We start from the raw sequence: 19,497 nt of genomic DNA, 5'->3' as shown, positions 1-19,497 counted from the left end.
TTCCTTTGCTTTTAATCTATTACTTTAATGTACATAATTACTTTAAATTATTACTTACTTTTTTTATAAATTTTGCTGGAACACCTGCAACAACAGTATTCTCTGGGACATCTTTAGTGACAACTGCGCCTGCTGCAATAACAGAATTATCTCCAATCGTCACACCAGGCAGTATTGTTGCGCTTGACCCAATCCATACATTGTCTCCAAGTATAACTGGAGAGGGATAAGTTATGTTTCTTGTTTCTAAAGATAAACCATGGTTAAGTGTAGCAATCGTGACATTCATCCCGATCAAGCAGCCGTTTCCTATACTAATTCCGCCTCTATCCTGGAAAGAGCATCCTGTATTAAAAAATACGTTTTTTCCAATCGTGATATTTTTACCGAAGTCTGTGTAAAATGGCGGAAAACACATAAAAGATGGATCAACTTTAGTGCCGGTCAGTTCACTAAAAATCTCTACTATTTCCTCTTTAGAATGATAGGAGGTATTCAATTCCATCGTAATTCTTTGAGCTTCAAAACTACACTGAGTTAATAGCCCATGTAGTTCTTTGTCCTCACCTGAAATCGGATTGCCTGTCTTACAAAAATTTATAAAGTCTTTCATATCCATTTTTAAGATCACCTGTCTTTCTTTGACTACTAATATAGACTTCCTGAGTAGTTCAACCGCCTTATCCCTAATAGGCATAAGAAAGTATTTGATATAGGTATTTAATAGTTGAATCATATCATTTTATGATGTTACTGAATAGTTAAAGCCTATAAACGGGCGCGGGGATGATTTGAAATTGTTGAACTGTTCCCCTTTCTGCATGATATAATAAACAAAAAGATGGTGAATTAATATGATTGACCGTAAAGAACTACATCGATTAGTATTAGTAGATAAATTACCTGAAGATAAATTGCCCCGAATAGAAGATCTTTACTGTTGTAGCTGACAAGGATGTTGATCATCGTGGAGAAACTGATTACCGAGCTATTGGAAAATACAAGCAAATGGATCCGCCGAACAAATTAGCTTTCACCTTTAAAATGCCTCAATTCAGTGAGTTAGAGGATACCATTACGATAGAAATTCAACAGCTTGAAAATGGTTGTGAGATGAACTTTACTCAAAATATTAATGTGCCCCATGAAGAAGATTGGACTGCCGAAGATATTCAAAAAGCAATTGTAGAATCTAAAGATGGGACTGAACACGGTTTTTCTCTCATGTTTGATAATCTAAAGGCTATTGTTGAGGGAACTGTCTAATAATATTTCGTTGATGAAGTTCATCTTGATGATTATTTTTTGTTAAAGTAAACAATCACTGACGCTATGGAGCATGCTTTTTTAGACATATAAAAAGTACTATTTAATTTTTAAAAAAGGGATTCTAGGAATGAATGTTGAATTAAATTAGGATAGAAAAACATTAGGAGGGGTTGCTTTGTTAGACTTTAAAACTACTGATTTATGCGACGACCATTCAGATTCACTACAAATTAGTAATATTGCATTCCGAAATTTTGGGAAAAAGACACGTTTTTCGGGAAAAATTGAAACTGTAAATGTGTATGAGGATAACGTGCTCATCGTTGAGGCACTTGAAAATGCACCAGAAGGCTCCGTCATCGTTGTAAACGGCGGTGGTTCTAATCGATGCGCACTTCTTGGCGATCGTTTAGCAGGCATCGCGCAATCAAGAAAGCTATCAGGTATTATTATAAACGGTTATGTTAGAGACTCTATTGATCTTGCTAAACTAGATGTTGGCGTTCTTGCATTAGGAACACATCCGTTAAAAAGTAAAAAAAATGGGACTGGCGAACGTAATAGCATTCTTCACTTTGGTGGAGTCGACTGGAGGCCAGAAGAATATGTTTACGCGGATGAGGACGGGGTTATTATTTCTAAACAACCTCTTTTAACGGATTAATCATAGGACCAAAACGATTTTAACTGGTAACAATCTTAGAATTCTTCAGATTGTAAATGTATTTTTGCACTGTCTTTGATCGAAGGGCTGGATTTCAAATTTATAAGTTCTATTCCAACTAATGTGCGCGATTCTGGAGTAAAGGATCGCGTTTTAGTATTTGGCTATTTTCCGAAATAACAACGAAATGAATTTACGATAGAGTGGAAGGAATTAGGGGGAGGAGTGAATGAAATGTTAATCGGTCATATGAAGGAAATTGTTCGTCATCCAGTAAAATCTTTTTCCGGAGAAAGTGTGCAAAAATCTAAAATAATGGATTATGGTTTATATGGAGACCGCAGCCACGCTTATTTAGATGAATCGAAAAAAGAAAGTTTCTTAACAATAACATATTTCCCGGAAATGGTTCGATATAAAGCAAGATTTGTAGGAGAAGAATCGATGGAGGCATATCCGAAAGTGGAAGTCATGACACCTGAGGGGAAGGTTTTTGATTGGGAAGACGCGGAATTAATTAAAGAAATGGAAAACAAATCGAACCGAGCAATTTCTACTATTGAATATACGCCTTCACACGTGCCGATTGGACCAATTGCAGTAGAACACATTCAGCTTGTAACAGATGCTTCAATAGATAATTTGGAAGAAATGTGGGGGAAAGATGAGGTTGATTTTCGGCGTTTTCGTCCTAATTTATTTATTTCATTAAAAGACAAAGTATCGTTTATTGAAGAAGAATGGATTGGCAGACGGATAAAAATAGGAAGCGAAGTAGAAATTCAATTAGTAGGACATTGTAAAAGATGTATGATTATTACCGTTAATCCTGATAATGCTGAACGAGATTCAAGTTTGCATAAAACGGTTATAAAAGAAAGAAAAAATAATTTTGGCGTTTATGCTTCTGTGATAAAAACAGGTGATATTCATGTGGATGATGAAGTTCATCTTCTTGATTAATTCTTGAGCTATGGAGTAAGCTCTTTTATACATAATAAATACTCCCCATCAAGCTAATGGGGAGCATACCGTTTCGTATAACTATTAAGGTTACTTACTCTGCAGGTTTAAGATCTTCAATCGAATCGATGTCCATATAGGATGGTACAGCTAACCCAATCCGGGCACCTGTTACGTTTGCTCCTAGATCTTCAAATTGACCTTCATACTCCTCATAGAAAGCACCATGTGTTGCAGGCATCCATGGAGAAAGTGAAGCATCAGCCTCACCCGAAGCAATTGATTCAAACATAATAGCCGGATCAACTGATGTAAGCTCAACATCGAATCCTTGTTGTTCCAATACAATTTTAGCTACATTCGCTGAAAATTGTTCTGTGTCCCAAGGAGTTGTAACTAATTTTAAAGAGGTACCATCTGCAGAATCTACACCTTCTGTCCATTCTGCAATTGTTTTCTGGTTCTCATCCACCCACTCTTGGGCTACTGCTTCAAAATCAAAATTCATTTCTTGGGCTTTAAGCAAGGCAGATTCCATTTCTGATAGTTCCCAGTGGAAGCGATCAAGAATCGTATAAGCCTTAGGCATGTCATCTTTTAAGCCTTTTCTAGCGATTGTTGTAATGTATTCCTCTTCACCAAAGATACCTTTAGGATCTTCTAAATACTTTAGATCCCATTTAGCAAACATATAGTGGGGCGACCATGCAGCAACAATAATCGGTTCTTCGTTGTTAATAGCATCACCTAACTGTGTTAACATTGCCCCTGATGAAGACGTTTTTTGTTCCCAACCAGCGAGACTTTCATATTCAGATATAGTCTTATTCGTTGTCTCTGTTTGCCCAGCACCAGGCTCAATACCAGTAATTGTATATTCCAATTCCTCACTAACATTTGTGGTTGCCTTATCTCCACCGTCATTCGCAGTATCTTCTTGTCCACAACCAGCAGCTACAAGAGATAAAGATAAACCAGCAATTATCCCTAATCTTTTCCATTTGAAGCTAAACATATGTAAAGCACTCCTTTTATACTTATTGCTATTATTTCCTTTTTAAAAAACAACGACTTTTAAACTATATCCCTATTCTTTGCATAACCCAAACAGTATATTCAGTTATTTTTGTACATATAGAACGTACAGTTCGAAAATGCTGCCCTTTTAAAAGAGGAGTCTTTAATTTCCTGCATTTTACTCCGTATTAGTTATTTCCTAAAGCGTGAAACAATAAAGAAGGTTACAACTATCTATAGCAAAATAATCAATAAAACTACGCAATTTAAATAGATAGTTGGATATTAAGATAATGGACACACTCTCGTAAGAAGGTTCAGCTCCCATTCCATTTTTGAACAATAGGAAAGAAGCTCTTAGCAGTCGTATGTGATAAACTTAAGAAAACATAGGAAAGGAGTCGATTTATAATGGAAAAGGTTACACCATTTTTAATGTTCCAAGATGGCAACGCAGAAGAAGCAATGAATTATTATACATCGAGCATTGAGGATTCCGAAATCAAGAGCATCACGCGTTATGGAGCGAATGAAGCTGGAGAGGAAGGAAAGGTGTTTCATGCGATCTTTTCTTTAAAAGGACAAGAATATATGTGCATTGACAGTCATGTGAAGCATGATTTTTCTTTTACACCTTCGTTCTCGATCTATGTCACTTGTGATTCTGAAGAAGAGCTCAACAATCTTTATGAGAAACTCCTGATGGATGGAGAAGCCCTCATGCCGTTAGATGACTATGGTTTTAGTAAGAAGTTTGGTTGGGTAAATGATCGGTTCGGTGTTTCATGGCAACTAAATCTTCCGAAATAAAATTATGTTTGATGAGTGCAAATCTGAAATCTGAAATTGCATCACTTTTAATTTAACCACAAAAAAAGCCGCTCCCAAACCAGGAACGGCTTTAATAATTACTCTACTAATTCCATCTCAACCTCATGATCTTTAATTTCAGCTTGAGGGAGTAGCGTGTTTGCAAAGTCAAATTTCGTTAACTCTTTTTCTTCAGCAACTTTATTAGGCAGATCTGGATTTGCGAGTGCGCTTGTGCCTAGTGAAATCAAATCTGCATGACCATCCGCTAATAATTTCTCCGCTTTTACTGGTTCTCCAAGTTTACCATTTGCAATAACAGGTAGCTTTCCAAAATCTTTAGCTGCCTGCGCAAGCGTTCGAGTTCCTTCACCAAATGCGGGTGCTGTTGCATCACCATCTGTTACGTGAATGTAGTCCAGCGAAGTCTTACCAAGTGCCGTGAAGATGGATTCTGCATCTTTTTCACCATCTGTCCATTTATGTTCTGAATCGGAAACCTTGATTTGAGAAATACGAATTCCAATCATATAATCTGGACCTACTGCTGCTCGTACTTCGTTTATCACCTCAAGCATTAGCCGGATACGGTTTTCAAGTGAACCGCCATATTGGTCTTCCCGGTGATTTAAATAATCCGTTAAGAATTGATCTAATAAATACCCATTAGCACCATGTAGTTCGATGCCATCAAATCCAGCATCTTTTGCACGGATGGCACTTTGGACGAAAGCATCTTTTGCCTGGTTAATATCATCCTTTGTCATTGCTTTAGGTGTTTGGAATGGACCAGAACCACCGTAGAAGCCGAGTTGTTCGCCTTTTGGAGCGATTGCGGAAGGTGCAATTGTTTCATCTGTATGTGCATTCCCTTGGCTTTGACCTCCTGCATGCATGAGTTGTGCGATTATCAGAGAACCGTGGTTTTGAACGGTTTCAACGATAGGTTTCCAAGCCTCAACATGATCATCATTCGCAAGGCCAGGTTGATTATAATAGCCTGGACTGTAGCTTTCGTCCGGGTAAATTCCTTCTGTGATGACAGCACTGAAACCACCCTTCGCAAAGCGCTCATAATAACGTTTCATTGTCTCATTGGCCCGTCCATCTTTTTCTGCACTAATCCGGGTCATGGGAGCAACTACATAACGGTTCTTAAGTGTTTTATTTTTTATTTCTAAAGTTGAAAATAATTTATCTTTGTTCATTTATAATCATCCTTTCGCTGACTCTGCATTAACATCCATAATAGAATTCATTTATTTCAGGTTCAAGGTATTTGCTCAGATGGACGACAAAGGGGTCAGACCCCGTGTCCGCAGTAAATAAATTTTATATTTTACTTGCACCTTACGTAAGGTAATGATTTATAGTGTAATCAATGGAGTTACATTACGTATGGGAAGGATGCTTCACATGAAAGATACAATCATAAAAACGTTGGTTTATGATAAACAAGTGCGTTTGTTTTTGTTGGACAATACAGCGATGATGAATGAGATTATCCATTTAAATCAGGGTAATCATCGGGTGCTGAATGTTGCACTCGGTAAGCTGATATCCGGTGTTAGTCTGCTGACTGCAACAATAAAAGGAGAGCAGAGAATCAGTGTTACGGTTTCGATGAGTAATCCGGCGTATAAAATTTTTGCCGATATAGATGCACATGGAAATGTACGGGGCTATGCAAATGAAAGTCTTATGCACGGTATAGATGAAAAGAGTGCTTCCGTACAGGACCTTATTGGCAAAAATGCTTCTATCCGTATGATTAAGGGTTCGAATATGAATCAATTCACGGGAATTACAGATATGCCTTACCAGACCATTGATGATGATTTATCCCATTATTTTAAGCAAAGTGAGCAAGTGGAAACATTTATTGAAACAAATCTGGCATTAAATAATGAAAACACTGTCTTGGGTAGCTATGCCATGTATGCTCAATTGCTACCAGGTGCACCAGTCCATTTACTGCATGATATTAGGGAGATACTTGATACAAACTCAAGTTTTTTTCAGAAGCAAACAAACATGGACATTCAAGAAACCCAAAATGAATTACGGAACTATTTCAGCGATATTGAAATCATAGGTCAAAGTCAGGTTCAATTCTCATGCGGTTGTTCCAAGGAAATGTTCTATGGGCTACTGCTTTCATTAGATAGGGAAGATTTAATGGAGGCCGTTGATGATGATAGGTCGATGGATACATGCTGTCATATATGTGGGAGAACGTACTTGTTTCAGCCTGATGAGATTAAATCGATACTATGAAAGGAGGGATGATATGGATAAGTACTGGAAGGTAGGAGAGCTGGCTGAACTAACAGGTTTAACGATTCGAACGTTACGGTATTATGATCAAATTAAATTATTTTCTCCATCAGATCATTCTGAATCGGGACATCGACTTTATAACAAGCCAGATCTCTCGAAGCTGCAGCAAATTCTCTCATTAAAACAACTTGGGTTATCGTTGGAGGATATACATGCTGTTCTGAACGGGAGCGCTAGTTACAGTCTTCCGGAAGTATTGGAAATTCAAATAACTCGTATGAAAGAAGACATTTCTAAGCAGCAAATTCTGTTGAAAGAGTTAGAAAGTGTATGGAGTCTATGTCAAAACAAAGGGTCCTTGTCTGGTGAAGATTTAACTAACTTATTAGGGGTGATGAAGATGAATCAGGAAAATTATTTTACGAAAGAGCAGTTAGATAAAATGAAAAACGAGTATGGAAAAATAGATGCTGAAACTTTAAAAAAACGGGAACAGGATTTTAATGCAATTTTGGAAAAGCTACGTATCCACATGCAAAAAGGAACTCCTACAACGGATAGTAACGTTCAGGATTTGGCCCGACAATGGAGTGAACTAGCAAACGCCTTCACAGCGAATGAACCAAACCTCCAGAAAGCAGCAGAGAAATTCCATATGGAGAATCCAGGGAATGATTTACAATATGGAATGGATGCAGAAATTTATCAGTATATTGGTAGAGCGTTGAAGGTTAAGGAAAGTTAGATGATTATAAAAAACCCACGTATCCAGTATGATACGTGGGTTTGTGGTGTTATATATAAAAATATTCTTAAAAGTCCAAATCTGTTATAATACACTATATGCGCATACAGATAAACGATAATAGACGGATGGGGGAATAATAATGTACACGACAGAAGATCTAATTAACGACTTTGAAAAGTTTAATCTCTTTGTGAATTCGATAGAAAAAGTGGAAGTAACTCTATTCTTTGAGCCGATTGCTGAAGGGAAATGGTCTATTGCTGAGATTGTCAGTCATATATCATTTTGGGACAACTACATACGTGAAGAAATGTTACCGCAAATGAAAGCAAATGCTGCCATCGAAAGTATTGATATCGAGACGCTTAATAACCAAGCAGCAAGTTATGCATTGTCAGGTGTCTCACATCAACACCTGCTTCGTAAACAACTGGAAGAAAGAACGCAGCTTGTATCAGATTTAAAGAAAAAGAATGAAGAAGAACTTTTTGCTGCATTTTCACTGAATGGTGAAGAAGTGGATGAGTATTCAGGCTACCCGCATTCTGTTTTTAGCTATATAGCTGCGTTTATCTGGCATGACAATCATCATAGGCAACAAATTGATAGTTTTTTGAAAGAAAAGGGCGTGGAACTGAAAGTGAGTGAATACAAAGCTTAAAAGGCGAGCGTCATTCCTTATTTCGTGGTTATATTCCATAAAAAACCTGATTATGGCTTTGAAATAAAATCAAGGCAACTCAATAATGTAAGACGTGAGTAACTTGTTTGATTTTCATCTTTCCAGATAATCTTTATAACCAAATCAATTTCCTTTCCATAAGTTAAATATGTAACCCTTTCATGTAAATTAAGTAGGATGATTAATAAATGGGTCACAGTTTTTTATGAGGAGATGAGTTTTGGATTATTTTTATGAATTCATTCCAGACGTAACTGACCTGCATCCCATGAAGACTACCGTAAATGTGAATAAACCTGGAACAGCTCCCGGTCTCATATTCGTTGCGCCATATGAGTTGTACGAGACACCTATGATTGGGCAGGCAGGCTCACTGATTATGGATCAGGCGGGTAACCCAGTCTGGTTCAGGCCGTCTGATTCATGCACACAAAATAGAGATTTTAAAGTACAATCCTACTATGGGCGCCCAGTCCTTACGGTGTGGCAGGGAACGATATCAGGGGCGTACTATGCACATCCTCCTCTTCCTAAAGGCCACCTTCTGCCCGGTGCTTATTTTCAAATCATCAATCAAGATTGGGATAAAAATAAAGGTCTATAGAACTATGGATGTTCTGCTTTGTTGGTCTGGTGGAAAAACCTCTACAAGGAGGAGAGAAACAGCACCGATTGCGGTTACATAGTCACCCAATTTTGATAGTAAAATTTCCGTTTGTTTTGCAGATTGCTCTAATACACGTTCGTGAATGGTTTGTTTCACACTGTCCATTATAAAATCTTCTGCCTTGGAAACACCTCCCCCGATGATTATTCTACTTGGGTTTAAAGTATGGATTAAATTGGTTAATCCGATTCCTAAATACCTTCCTGCTTGCGATAAAATCTCAATACTTAGTGAATCTCCTTTTTTAGCGGCCTCATGAATCATTTTTCCGTCTATAAGTTCAAGATCATTATCCACCCACTGGCTAAGGATACTAACCCTCCCTGTTGCGATTTCATGCTTAGCCCTAGTAGCAATAGCTGGCCCTGTTGCAAAGCTCTGTAAGCATCCGTAATTACCGCAACTACACCTTGGCCCATCAATATCTATCGTCATATGTCCAATTTCACCACCAATAAAATGTTCACCATGATACAATTCTCCATTAATAATGATTCCAGCATTTACGCCACGACCTACGTTAATAGCAATAATCGAATTTACTCCACTTCCATACCCAAACCAAGCTTCCCCGAGAGCCATCGCACGGGCATCGTTTTCAACCTTTACAATCAGTTCAAATTCTTTTTCAAGGAATTTTTTGATTGGAATATTTCTTAGTTGCAGTATAGGAGCAAATAGCGAGACACCTTTTTCGACATCTACCACTCCATGCATTCCGACACCAATCCCAATTAGCTTTTTTTTATCAATATGCCTCTTGGAAATAACATGATTAATGCTTTCCTTCATTAGTGTGAGCAATCCATCATTAGTAATTTTTTGAGGGATTATTGTTTGGTACTTTTCAACGAGGTTCGCATCCAAATCTGCTAGCACTACATGAAGCTTTTTTGGACCAATGTCAAGGCCAATTATGTGGAAGTTGCTAGCATTAATTACCAACATAGTTGGTTTTCGCCCCCGGAGAGATTCCCCTTGGTTTTTTTCAATAATTATTTCAGATTGTAATAATTCCTTGACAATTTTGCTCACAGTAGGAGGAGTGAGTTTCGTTTGTTTGGCGATTTTTGCTCTTGAAATCGGTCCATCTTCCCGAACTTTATTCAAGATTGCGGAACGATTTAGTGATTTCATTAATTGAAAACTTCCAGTAACAACATGTTTTAACAATTTTATCCACCTCTAAGTAACAAATTAATTAATTTAACTAAATATAGCATATCTTATTTAAAGGTAAATTGTAAATTTTAAGAAAACATTTTTTGCAAGCTGGTGAGTTGGAACGGTTTCTAATCTTAATTAAATAAGGATATTACAATAAATTAAAATTAAAATTAAAACAATTTCAAATTTTGTGTTGACATTGTTTTCAGATTACATTAAAGTATTAGCTAATACATTAATTAAGTTAATTAACTAATTGCGTAACACTGATAGTAAACATAGGAAGGGAGATAAAAAATGACAAATAATCAAGAGGTTTTCGATTTAAAAGATAAAGTATCCGTTATTACAGGGGCGTCATCAGGTATTGGTTTGGCTACTGCAGAACGGTTGGCCGAATTTGGATCACACGTTTTGATGTTGGATATCAATGAATTAGGGAAAAAAATGGCCGCCAATATCGTTGAGAAAGGTGGGAAGGCAAGCTTTAAAAAATGTAATGTTACTTCCTCAGAAGACTGTAAAAGGGTAACATCCGAAATTGAATCGGAATTTGGCCGAATTGATGTTCTCTTTAATAATGCCGGAGTTATTCGTAGACGGAATGTGGTCGAGCTTGAGGAAGAGGATTGGGATCAAGTAGTTAACGTATCCTTAAAAGGGGTTTACCTGTTATCAAAATATGTCATACCCGTTATGGAAAAAGGCGGTGGCGGAAGTATCATTAACACAGGTTCAGGATGGGGCTTGAAGGGCGGAGATAATGCAGCTGCTTATTGCGCGGCTAAAGCTGGAGTTGTCAACTTGACTCGTGCAATGGCAATCGACCATGGGGTACAAAATATTAGGGTTAACTGTGTTTGTCCAGGAGATACCGAAACGGCACTATTAAAAGATGAAGCACGACAACTGAATCTGGACGAAAAGTCGTTTTTAACTTCATCAGCTAAAGGTCGGCCATTGGAGAGGTTAGGAACCCCTAATGATATTGCAAATGCCGTTTTATTTTTATCGAGTGGTCTATCTTCCTGGATTACGGGAACTGTTTTACCCGTTGATGGTGGAGGCCTAGCATAATAATTAAAGGAGGAGTATTGTCATGGCAAGAGAAGAAAATGTGTCGCATCCTTATATCCCAAATACAGTTCCAGAGGTACAAAAGGAAATGCTTGAAGAGATAGGATTAGAAAATATTGATGAACTTTATGAAGGGATTCCCGAAAGTTTAATTCTTAAAGATAAAATGAATATCCCTTCATCATTAACAGAATTTAAACTGCGAAAGGAAATTGAATCATCACTTAATTTAAATAAGAACTGCGATGAAAACACCAATTTTATGGGGGCTGGATGTTGGCAACATTTCGTACCCGCTGTATGCGATGAAGTCAATCAAAGATCCGAATTTTTAACCGCATATGCAGGAGAACCGTATGAGGATCATGGAAGGATTCAGGCGCTTTTTGAATACCAAAGTTTAGTTGCAGAATTGGTTGATATGGAAGTGGTAAATGTACCAACATTTGATTGGGCCCAAGCAGCTTCAACCTCATTACGAATGGCTTGTCGTATTACCGGGCGTAATGAAGTTCTATTACCTAGAACAATTGATCCTGATAAATTACGAATTATAAAAAATTATTGTTCCCCAGATATAGTATGTGAAGTAGTGGATTATGAATCATCATCAGGACAACTAGATATGAAGGATTTAAAGGGAAAAGTCTCCACAAATACAGCGGCAGTCTACTTTGAAAATCCTTCATTTCTTGGTTTTATTGAAGAAAAAGGTGATGAGATTTCAAAACTTTGCCACGAATTAGGTGCTCTAAGTATTGTCGGTGTTGATCCGAGTTCATTAGGGGTAATAGAGACGCCAAGTCAATACGGGGCAGATATTGTTTGCGGTGATTTACAGCCCCTGGGTATGCATATGAACTACGGAGGAGGACAGGCAGGATTTATAGCAACACGGGATGAAGAAAAGTACGTTCAAGAATATCCTTCACGGTTGTTCGGGATTGTTCCAACAGAAGTAGAGGGAGAATATGGTTTTGGTGATATTACTTTTGAAAGAACATCACTTTATGACAGGTTAAACGGCAAAGAATCGGTAGGTACTCAGACGGCTTTATGGGGAATTACTGCTGGGGTATATTTGTCTCTCTTGGGTCCAAATGGGATGTATGAATTGGGTCAGACAATCTTGCAAAACTCTCAATATGCGCAAGAGCAATTGTCAAAATTGAAAGGGGTTACATCTTCACGTTTTAACTCGTTAAACTTCAAGGAATTTGTGATTGATTTTAACGGAACTGGAAAATCAGTAGAAGAAATTCATCAACATCTTCTTAAAGAGGGGATTTTCGCAGGAATGGATTTATCTGAATCATTTCCTGAGCTCGGCCAAAGTGCATTGTATTGTGTTACGGAAGTTCATTCAAAAAATGATATTGACAAATTAGTGAAAGCAATACAGGATGTCGTTGAATAATTGACAAATAACATAATAAGGGGTGGGGAGTATATGAAACCGATTAATAGGGACTACAAAGTACGAAATTTTCATCAAGCAAAATGGGATGAACCGATTATATTCGAACTACATCAATCAGGGGAAAGAGGTGTGATGATTCCAGAGGCAGAGGAGGGGATTGTATCGAAAGTTGGGGATGGAGTATCAAAGATTCCTTCAAAAATGGCAAGGAAGAAATCGCCAAACCTACCGGAAGTTTCGCAAGCAAGAGTGTTGCGACATTATCTACGTCTATCACAACAAACACTGGGTTCGGATATAAATATAGAAATTGGACAAGGAACGTGTACGATGAAGTACATTCCAAAAATCAATGAATTTCTAATTCGCAACCCTAAATTGACTGAACTGCATCCACTTCAGGATGAAAGTACAGTTCAGGGAGTATTGGGTCTAATTTATCAATTAGATTTGGCAATGAGGGAAATTTCAGGGATGGATTATTTCTCTTTTCAACCAAGTGGTGGAACGCAAGCATTATTTACAATGGCTTCCATTGTTCGGGCAATACATGATTCAAATGGTGAGGCGGAACAAAGGGATGAAATTATAACAACAATGTTCTCACATCCCGGTCAGACAGCAACTGCGATTGTTAAAGGTTACAAAATTATAACACTTCAACCTGATGAGGATGGTTTTCCTAAATTAGAAGACCTGAAAAATGTGGTATCCGAGCGGACGGCAGGTTTTGTTGTTGCCAACCCGGAAGATACGGGGATTTTTAACCCACAGATAAAAGAATTTACAGATGTTGTTCATGAGGCCGGTGGAATCTGTTACTACGACCAGGCGAACGCAAACGGCTTATTGGGTATAACAAGAGCAAAAGAAGCCGGTTTTGATATGTGTTTCTTTAATCTGCATAAGACCTTTGCTGCCCCGCATATGTGTGGAGGACCAGCAACTGGAGCTTTGGGCGTTGTGGAAGAGCTAAAGGAATTTTTGCCAGCACCGATCGTTGCTTACAACGGGGATACATACTTCTTAGAAGATGACATGAAAAATAGTGTCGGTAAAGTTAGGTCATTCCATGGTGTACCGCAGACAATGATAAGAGCCTATTCATGGATACGTAGTTTAGGACCAGAAGGGTTGAAACAAGTAGCTCAAACCGCTGTTTTAAATAGTAATTATCTCTATCATAAAATCCTAAAAATCAAGGGGGCCTCAGCTCCTTATGTGATTGGTAATAGATTTGAACAGGTTCGCTACAGCTGGGAGAAAATGACTGAGGATACTGGTGTTACGACAGAAGATGTACAACGAAGGATGCCAGACTTTGGTCTCCATTATTGGACCAGCCATCATCCTTACATTGTACCGCAACCATTTACGCTTGAACCAACAGAATCCTATTCAAAAGAAGATCTTGATGAATATGTTGCAGCATTAACACAAATATCGAAAGAAGCCTACGAAGAACCAGAAAAAGTTAAAAACGCTCCGTACAACAGTGTTATTCATAAGATGGATGAAAGGGATTACTTGGACAATCCGGAAAAGTGGGCGATATCCTGGAGAGTCTATTTGAAAAAGACAGGTAAAACAAAGGTAACAAGCTTTTAAAATACAATATAAAAGGGGCAATAGTGATGAAAAAGTTCATTTTAATTGTTTGTTTTTCCCTAATGATTTTCTTCACCCTTATGGGTTGTCAAAGTGAAGCTTCTAATAGTGCAGATGACTCAGGCAAAACAGTATTGGAGTTGTGGAATAACGTTGCTGCTGGAAGAAGCTATTTTCCAAAGCTGATAGAAGCATTTGAAAAGGAACATCCTGACATAAAAATAGAACTTAACAATTTGAATGTGGAATCGAGTGAAGCAGAATATCAGGCAGCAATTTCAGATAAAAGTTTACCAGACATTTTTAGCACAGATGCATTCACTATCAACGAATTGGTTGACCTTGATTTGGTCCATGAGCTAGATGATTTATTCCCTAAAGATGTTCGTGCTGAATATACAGAAGGGGTATTTGATGAAGGAAATGCTTCATTGAATGGTCATACTTACTTGTTCCCGGTTTATAAAGGTGGAACATACTATATGTTCTATAATAAGAAGGTTTTAGAGGACTTGGGAATCGATAAAGTTCCACGCACATGGGGCGAGCTAAATAAAGTTGGTCAAAAGATCTATAAAAAGTCCGACGGTGCTTCATATGGATTGATATATGGTGGACAGTCTGATTGGTTGGTAAATGCTATAACAAAATTGTTTGCAAGTGAGCTGTCTCCTGAGAGTGGTTATGATTACAAAAATGGAGATTATAAGTATGCGACTGAAGGTTATATCGAAACAATGAAATACATGAAAGACCTGCTGGACAATAAAGCATTATCCCCATCTACATTGGAAACAGACTCTACAGTAGCGAGAGAATTATTCGTTGCTGGTCAAGCAGCTTTCCTGATTGATGGTAACTGGACAGGACAATTACTGCATGAAGATGGTTTTAATGATTGGGGAGTTGTTCCGTTACCGACTAAAAACTCGGATGGGAAGCAGTACGCAAAATTCGGCTTAGTAAGTAATGATGGGTTGTATGTAGCAAAGAATACGGAACACTGGGAAGAAGTAAAAACTTTTATGGAATTCCTTCGCGAGAATATCTATCAAGAGATTTTAAAGGATGGAGAGCCGTTGATCGCCAAAGATGTAGCAGATTTTGATGTAGACTTACCATTTAAAGAGATGAATAAAATATCAGACATCTTTTTAGACATGTCAATTAGGGTTCCAAATCCAATTGTTGTTAACCCTAAGACACAGGAAGTTAAATTGGAATTGCAAAAGAATGCTCCCGATGCTGCTCCAGGTTCGATTTTGATGGGATATTTAACAGGACAAGTGAATGATTTACAAGATGAACTACAAAAATACGAAGATGGCTATAATAAAGCATTCACAGACGCTATTAAAGGTCATGAAGAAGTAACAAGAGAAGATTTCAAGTTTCCCAACTGGGTACCGTATGAGCCATATACAGAAGAAGATTACAAAGAATTAAAATAGGATTTAATTGGATAAGCTATCATCTAATTAATTTGTAAATAGAAAAAATTGTACACAGATCTTAGAGATAGCTTATCTTTTATTTCATAAGAAATGTATAGGTGGTGGGTTTTACGATGAGCAAAACCAAACTTAAAGTTAATAAGCAGACAAAAAAGCGTTACATATGGGCATATGCATTTATTTTGCCACAACTCATTGTGTTTTTAGGTCTATCCCTTTATCCAATTATAATGAGTTATGTTTACTCGCTTTATGATTGGTCAGGCATCGGACCAATGACTGATTTTGTTGGGTTTGATAACTATTTGAAGGTATTTTCAGAGGAAAAGTTTTGGAATGCTTTTAAAAATACATTTATTTATACCGCAGGATTTGTGACCATATCAGTATCAATTGCTTTATTATTCGCCCTAATACTTAATAATCCTAAATTAAAGGGAAGGGTAGTATATCGAACAGTATATTTTCTTCCGGTAGTAACAACAACGGCCATCGTTGGTATCATTATGAAAAATATTTTCGGAAATACAGGCCTAATTAACGATGTTCTTCAAATGATTGGTGTTATTGATCAGGCAGTACCTTGGTTGACCAACCCAGTAACAGCGATGATTGTTCTTATTATCGTTGGGTCGTGGAAAGAGATTGGGATCATTATGATTTATTGGTTAACTGGCCTACAAATGATTCCTAAGGAGTTATATGAAGCTGCGAAAATAGATGGTGCAAGTAGTTGGCAGGTTTTAAGACATATAACTTTACCGTTACTTGCTCCCATTGGTGCTACCATCCTACTGCTTACAACTGTCAGTAGTATGCGTGTATTCGACTTAGTAAAGACATTAACAGATGGTGGTCCTTTCTTTTCAACTGAAACGCTTGAATTATATATTTATAGATTTGCTTTTGCTTCAGAAGGACCGTCACAAGTTGGCTACGCCTCAACAGTAGGTGTTATTTTGGGTGTGGCAGTATTTATTATCAGTTTAATGCTTGGATGGATTGTTATGAAAGTGAACAAACATAAAAATAAAGATGCGATAAGTACAGGGGGAAAGAAGTTATGAATTCAAAATTAACAATGGGATTGACACATGTATTTCTAATCATATTTGGCTTAATATGGATATACCCGTTTATTTGGATGGTATCTTCTTCATTTAAAACTAATGCCTCCTTTTTAACATCTGGTTCAAACCCAATTCCTGAAGAATTGCATTGGGAAAATTATGCTAGGGCTTGGAATGTCGCAAACTTTTCGAGTTACTTTCTGAATTCCGTCATCATTACATTAGGAACTGTCATAATTGTTGTTTTATTAAGTTGCCTAACAGGTTATGCGCTGGGTAGAGTAGATTTCCCAGGTAGAAAAACGATTATCGTAATTACAGGGGCTTTGATGTTTATACCTACTGGATATACAATTATTCCACTCTACGAGTTGATGAAATTTTTAGGGTTATCAAACACAATATTTGGGGTAGTGCTCGCTGAATCTAGTGGTGCGCATGTTTTATTTATTTTATTATTTGCAGCTTTCTTTAGCCGAGTTCCCAAGGAAATCGAGGAGGCTGCCACTATTGATGGAAGTGGCTTTTTAGGAACGTTTTTCAGAGTCATTTTACCATCGGCAAAACCAGTGGTTGCAACAGCAGTTATCATGCAGTTTATTTGGACGTGGAGCTCATTCTTAATTCCCCTTGTATTAACCCTTAATAATCCCGAATTAAGGACATTAGCAGTTGGAATGCTATCATTCGTTGGTAAGTACCAAACGGACTGGACTGGTATGGCAGCAGGCGCGTCTATTTCATTATTACCAGTTATACTTATCTTTATAATTATGCAAAGGTACTTCATTGAAGGGATTTCCGGTTCCGTGAAATAGGGTAATCAGAAGTGTTTAAAGGAGAGATGTTCATTGAGTTTCAATATCAAACAAATTCCGTTTAGCTGTTATGGTTCTTACCTTAGTATTTCATATCTGCCTGGTAACAGGGAAATGGAAGAAGGAATTTATCTGCGTAATATTAGAGGGGGGGATGATCACAATGGCGCAGTATTCAAATTGGACGTGATCGAAAACGGTGAAATAATATCCTTTACCTCAAAGCTTGACCCTTCCTGTCTCACACTTGAGACAGAGAGAGGCTTTGTCAAATTGATCTTTCCTGAGAATGATTGTTTGAGAATTTTCGGAAAAAATGTTGGACTAAGGTTATCATTGGTGACAAAAGCCTATGATAATGGATTTTGGTATCGAGAAAAAAGCTGGCAAATCAATGCTTTTTCCAAAAAGATTCGGTTTATGTTGACTCCATTGAAAGGGGGCCTAGAAGTGGACGCTCCTTGGGTAGTCAACGGTTGCACACACGTAGTTGCTGATTTTATGCCAGATCCCAATAGCAATTCGATAGAGGGTACCATTGAGGAATTTTTGACGGTCTACCCACCACACGATACCTCACTATCTTTTGAAGAAGAGCACAAACGTGTGCATACTAGATTTTCAAAATGGCATAAGAACACTTTGCAGGTTCCAGAAGAGTATAATAATGGAAGAAAGCTTGCCGCCTATATCACGTGGTCTTCTGTAGTAAAACAAGAAGGAATGTTGACGAGACCAGCTATGTATATGTCAAAAAATTGGATGACAAATATATGGAGCTGGGATCATTGTTTTAATGCGATGGCTCTAACAAAAAATAATCCGGATTTGGCATGGGATCAGTTGATGATCTTTTTCGACGTCCAAGATGAAAACGGCATGCTCCCAGATTATATGAATGATCAGTTCGCTTATTGGAATTGCAGTAAACCCCCGATTCATGGCTGGGCATTATCCTGGATGCTAAAGCACACTGATCAATTTTCAAGGGAAAAGCTAAATGAAATATATGTACCACTGTCAAAGTGGACAAGGTGGTATATCAATCATCGAAAGAGTTATCATGGATTTCCAGAATATCAACATGGTAATGACAGTGGTTGGGATAATAGTACCGTCTTTCATAAGGGGATTCCTGTTGAGAGTCCGGATTTGTGTGCGTTTTTAATTCTACAAATGCAAACTTTGGGTTACATTGCCCAAGAATTGGACTTACAAGAGGAAAAACAGAATTGGAAGGAAGCGGCTGAAGACTGGTTGGAAAAAATGATCGCATATTTTTGGAATGGTGAACGTTTTGTGGCAAAGTATTCAGGAGAAGAAATCGATACTGGTGATAGTTTACTATTATTCATGCCAATCGTGCTTGGAGACAGGTTGCCTGAAGATGTTAGAAAAAAACTTATAGATGGGCTTAAGGAAAAAGGGAGATTTTTAACAGAACACGGATTAGCAACGGAAAGTACAAGAAGTCCATACTATTTGGATGACGGCTACTGGCGAGGTCCGATATGGGCACCTACGACGATGTTGTTGGTGGACGGATTGGTTGCTGCTGGTGAAAAGGCATTTGCGCGAGAATTGGCCTTGAAATATTGTGATATGGCTGAAAAAAATGGCATGGCAGAGAACTTCAATGCAGTCACAGGTGAAGGATTAAGGGATCGCGCGTTTACATGGACGTCAAGTGTGTTTCTGATTTTGGGCAGTGAGTACAGCGGTGAGAAAATTTAATACGAGGGGCGTATAAATGTCTATTGAAAATTAAATTGGAAAACCAAAT

General features: G+C 37.8%; 19 protein-coding genes. 15 read left to right on the top strand and 4 right to left on the bottom strand.

Annotated features, from left to right (window positions below; genetic code table 11):
- Nucleotides 1-37 precede the first annotated feature (37 nt).
- Nucleotides 38-619 carry a sugar O-acetyltransferase gene (locus CFK40_RS15380; protein ID WP_089533300.1) on the bottom strand — a complete coding sequence of 194 codons (582 nt, stop codon included), beginning with the start codon at nt 617-619 and terminating at the stop codon, nt 38-40.
- A 389-nt stretch (nt 620-1,008) separates the two neighbouring features.
- Here CFK40_RS15380 and CFK40_RS15375 point away from each other — a divergent pair, with 389 nt between their 5' ends.
- From CFK40_RS15375 to CFK40_RS15365, 3 genes are all read left to right on the top strand, one after another.
- Entirely contained in the window at nt 1,009-1,266 is a 258-nt protein-coding gene (locus tag CFK40_RS15375) for an SRPBCC family protein (RefSeq protein ID WP_089533299.1), read from the top strand.
- A 178-nt stretch (nt 1,267-1,444) separates the two neighbouring features.
- Nucleotides 1,445-1,933, top strand: a complete 489-nt coding sequence (gene rraA / locus CFK40_RS15370; RefSeq protein ID WP_089533298.1) for a ribonuclease E activity regulator RraA — start codon at nt 1,445-1,447, stop codon at nt 1,931-1,933.
- Nucleotides 1,934-2,167: 234 nt separating this feature from the next.
- Nucleotides 2,168-2,896 (top strand): MOSC domain-containing protein, encoded by a 729-nt coding sequence (locus tag CFK40_RS15365; RefSeq protein ID WP_089533297.1) that lies wholly within the window; start codon nt 2,168-2,170, stop codon nt 2,894-2,896.
- Between the two features lie 94 nt (nt 2,897-2,990).
- On the opposite strand, the gene CFK40_RS15360 is transcribed toward CFK40_RS15365, so the two are convergent.
- On the bottom strand, nt 2,991-3,911 hold the full coding sequence (locus CFK40_RS15360; protein WP_089533296.1) for a glycine betaine ABC transporter substrate-binding protein: 921 nt from the start codon (nt 3,909-3,911) through the stop codon (nt 2,991-2,993).
- A 413-nt stretch (nt 3,912-4,324) separates the two neighbouring features.
- Here CFK40_RS15360 and CFK40_RS15355 point away from each other — a divergent pair, with 413 nt between their 5' ends.
- The gene (locus tag CFK40_RS15355; protein WP_089533295.1) at nt 4,325-4,723 is read left to right on the top strand and encodes a VOC family protein; all 399 of its coding nucleotides are present in this window, start codon (nt 4,325-4,327) and stop codon (nt 4,721-4,723) included.
- A gap of 98 nt (nt 4,724-4,821) precedes the next feature.
- Here the strand turns inward: CFK40_RS15355 and CFK40_RS15350 are convergent, their stop codons facing one another.
- Nucleotides 4,822-5,931, bottom strand: coding sequence for an oxidoreductase (locus CFK40_RS15350; protein WP_089533294.1), 1,110 nt, complete (start codon nt 5,929-5,931; stop codon nt 4,822-4,824).
- A gap of 208 nt (nt 5,932-6,139) precedes the next feature.
- Between CFK40_RS15350 and CFK40_RS15345 the strand changes: the two genes are divergently transcribed.
- From CFK40_RS15345 to CFK40_RS15330, 4 genes are all read left to right on the top strand, one after another.
- Nucleotides 6,140-7,000 carry an Hsp33 family molecular chaperone HslO gene (locus CFK40_RS15345; RefSeq protein ID WP_161493883.1) on the top strand — a complete coding sequence of 287 codons (861 nt, stop codon included), beginning with the start codon at nt 6,140-6,142 and terminating at the stop codon, nt 6,998-7,000.
- A gap of 13 nt (nt 7,001-7,013) precedes the next feature.
- Nucleotides 7,014-7,748 carry a MerR family transcriptional regulator gene (locus CFK40_RS15340; protein WP_089533292.1) on the top strand — a complete coding sequence of 245 codons (735 nt, stop codon included), beginning with the start codon at nt 7,014-7,016 and terminating at the stop codon, nt 7,746-7,748.
- A gap of 142 nt (nt 7,749-7,890) precedes the next feature.
- Nucleotides 7,891-8,412, top strand: coding sequence for a DinB family protein (locus tag CFK40_RS15335; RefSeq protein ID WP_089533291.1), 522 nt, complete (start codon nt 7,891-7,893; stop codon nt 8,410-8,412).
- Nucleotides 8,413-8,653: 241 nt separating this feature from the next.
- Nucleotides 8,654-9,037: a hypothetical protein gene (locus CFK40_RS15330; RefSeq protein ID WP_089533290.1), complete on the top strand. Its 384-nt coding sequence runs from the start codon at nt 8,654-8,656 to the stop codon at nt 9,035-9,037.
- Here the strand turns inward: CFK40_RS15330 and CFK40_RS15325 are convergent.
- Nucleotides 9,032-10,237 carry an ROK family transcriptional regulator gene (locus tag CFK40_RS15325; RefSeq protein WP_089534414.1) on the bottom strand — a complete coding sequence of 402 codons (1,206 nt, stop codon included), beginning with the start codon at nt 10,235-10,237 and terminating at the stop codon, nt 9,032-9,034. The genes CFK40_RS15330 and CFK40_RS15325 overlap by 6 nt on opposite strands.
- A 327-nt stretch (nt 10,238-10,564) precedes the next feature.
- Between CFK40_RS15325 and CFK40_RS15320 the strand changes: the two genes are divergently transcribed.
- The 7 genes from CFK40_RS15320 (at nt 10,565) to CFK40_RS15290 (ending at nt 19,448) form a co-directional block, all read left to right on the top strand.
- Nucleotides 10,565-11,344, top strand: coding sequence for an SDR family NAD(P)-dependent oxidoreductase (locus CFK40_RS15320; RefSeq protein WP_089533289.1), 780 nt, complete (start codon nt 10,565-10,567; stop codon nt 11,342-11,344).
- A 22-nt stretch (nt 11,345-11,366) separates the two neighbouring features.
- Nucleotides 11,367-12,761 carry an aminomethyl-transferring glycine dehydrogenase subunit GcvPA gene (gene gcvPA / locus CFK40_RS15315; protein WP_089533288.1) on the top strand — a complete coding sequence of 465 codons (1,395 nt, stop codon included), beginning with the start codon at nt 11,367-11,369 and terminating at the stop codon, nt 12,759-12,761.
- Nucleotides 12,762-12,794: 33 nt separating this feature from the next.
- A complete protein-coding gene (gcvPB, locus tag CFK40_RS15310) occupies nt 12,795-14,372 on the top strand; it encodes an aminomethyl-transferring glycine dehydrogenase subunit GcvPB (protein WP_089533287.1) in 1,578 nt (525 codons plus the stop codon).
- A gap of 26 nt (nt 14,373-14,398) precedes the next feature.
- Nucleotides 14,399-15,823 carry an ABC transporter substrate-binding protein gene (locus tag CFK40_RS15305; protein WP_089533286.1) on the top strand — a complete coding sequence of 475 codons (1,425 nt, stop codon included), beginning with the start codon at nt 14,399-14,401 and terminating at the stop codon, nt 15,821-15,823.
- 116 nt (nt 15,824-15,939) lie between these two features.
- Nucleotides 15,940-16,893: a carbohydrate ABC transporter permease gene (locus CFK40_RS15300; RefSeq protein WP_089533285.1), complete on the top strand. Its 954-nt coding sequence runs from the start codon at nt 15,940-15,942 to the stop codon at nt 16,891-16,893.
- Nucleotides 16,890-17,714, top strand: a complete 825-nt coding sequence (locus tag CFK40_RS15295; RefSeq protein ID WP_089533284.1) for a carbohydrate ABC transporter permease — start codon at nt 16,890-16,892, stop codon at nt 17,712-17,714. Before CFK40_RS15300 ends, CFK40_RS15295 begins: the two co-directional genes overlap by 4 nt.
- 33 nt (nt 17,715-17,747) lie before the next feature.
- Nucleotides 17,748-19,448 carry an amylo-alpha-1,6-glucosidase gene (locus tag CFK40_RS15290; protein ID WP_089533283.1) on the top strand — a complete coding sequence of 567 codons (1,701 nt, stop codon included), beginning with the start codon at nt 17,748-17,750 and terminating at the stop codon, nt 19,446-19,448.
- The last annotated feature ends 49 nt before the right edge of the window (nt 19,449-19,497 follow it).

Source organism: Virgibacillus necropolis (assembly GCF_002224365.1).
GTDB lineage: Bacteria > Bacillota > Bacilli > Bacillales > Amphibacillaceae > Virgibacillus_F > Virgibacillus_F necropolis.
Note: the sequence above shows the minus strand (reverse complement) of the source record. Positions and strands in the feature narration are given on the sequence as shown.

Excerpts from the sequence above, each read along its gene's own strand:
- CFK40_RS15365 (WP_089533297.1), top strand. The coding sequence starts at position 2,168 with ATGTTAATCGGTCATATGAAGGAAATTGTTCGTCATCCAGTAAAATCT.
- CFK40_RS15340 (WP_089533292.1), top strand. The coding sequence starts at position 7,014 with ATGGATAAGTACTGGAAGGTAGGAGAGCTGGCTGAACTAACAGGTTTA.
- CFK40_RS15295 (WP_089533284.1), top strand. The coding sequence starts at position 16,890 with ATGAATTCAAAATTAACAATGGGATTGACACATGTATTTCTAATCATA.
- CFK40_RS15360 (WP_089533296.1), bottom strand. The coding sequence starts at position 3,911 with ATGTTTAGCTTCAAATGGAAAAGATTAGGGATAATTGCTGGTTTATCT.
- CFK40_RS15375 (WP_089533299.1), top strand. The coding sequence starts at position 1,009 with ATGGATCCGCCGAACAAATTAGCTTTCACCTTTAAAATGCCTCAATTC.
- CFK40_RS15325 (WP_089534414.1), bottom strand. The coding sequence starts at position 10,237 with ATGAAATCACTAAATCGTTCCGCAATCTTGAATAAAGTTCGGGAAGAT.
- CFK40_RS15380 (WP_089533300.1), bottom strand. The coding sequence starts at position 619 with ATGGATATGAAAGACTTTATAAATTTTTGTAAGACAGGCAATCCGATT.
- CFK40_RS15350 (WP_089533294.1), bottom strand. The coding sequence starts at position 5,931 with ATGAACAAAGATAAATTATTTTCAACTTTAGAAATAAAAAATAAAACA.
- CFK40_RS15355 (WP_089533295.1), top strand. The coding sequence starts at position 4,325 with ATGGAAAAGGTTACACCATTTTTAATGTTCCAAGATGGCAACGCAGAA.
- CFK40_RS15320 (WP_089533289.1), top strand. The coding sequence starts at position 10,565 with ATGACAAATAATCAAGAGGTTTTCGATTTAAAAGATAAAGTATCCGTT.
- CFK40_RS15300 (WP_089533285.1), top strand. The coding sequence starts at position 15,940 with ATGAGCAAAACCAAACTTAAAGTTAATAAGCAGACAAAAAAGCGTTAC.
- CFK40_RS15305 (WP_089533286.1), top strand. The coding sequence starts at position 14,399 with ATGAAAAAGTTCATTTTAATTGTTTGTTTTTCCCTAATGATTTTCTTC.
- CFK40_RS15335 (WP_089533291.1), top strand. The coding sequence starts at position 7,891 with ATGTACACGACAGAAGATCTAATTAACGACTTTGAAAAGTTTAATCTC.
- CFK40_RS15345 (WP_161493883.1), top strand. The coding sequence starts at position 6,140 with ATGAAAGATACAATCATAAAAACGTTGGTTTATGATAAACAAGTGCGT.
- gcvPB (WP_089533287.1), top strand. The coding sequence starts at position 12,795 with ATGAAACCGATTAATAGGGACTACAAAGTACGAAATTTTCATCAAGCA.
- gcvPA (WP_089533288.1), top strand. The coding sequence starts at position 11,367 with ATGGCAAGAGAAGAAAATGTGTCGCATCCTTATATCCCAAATACAGTT.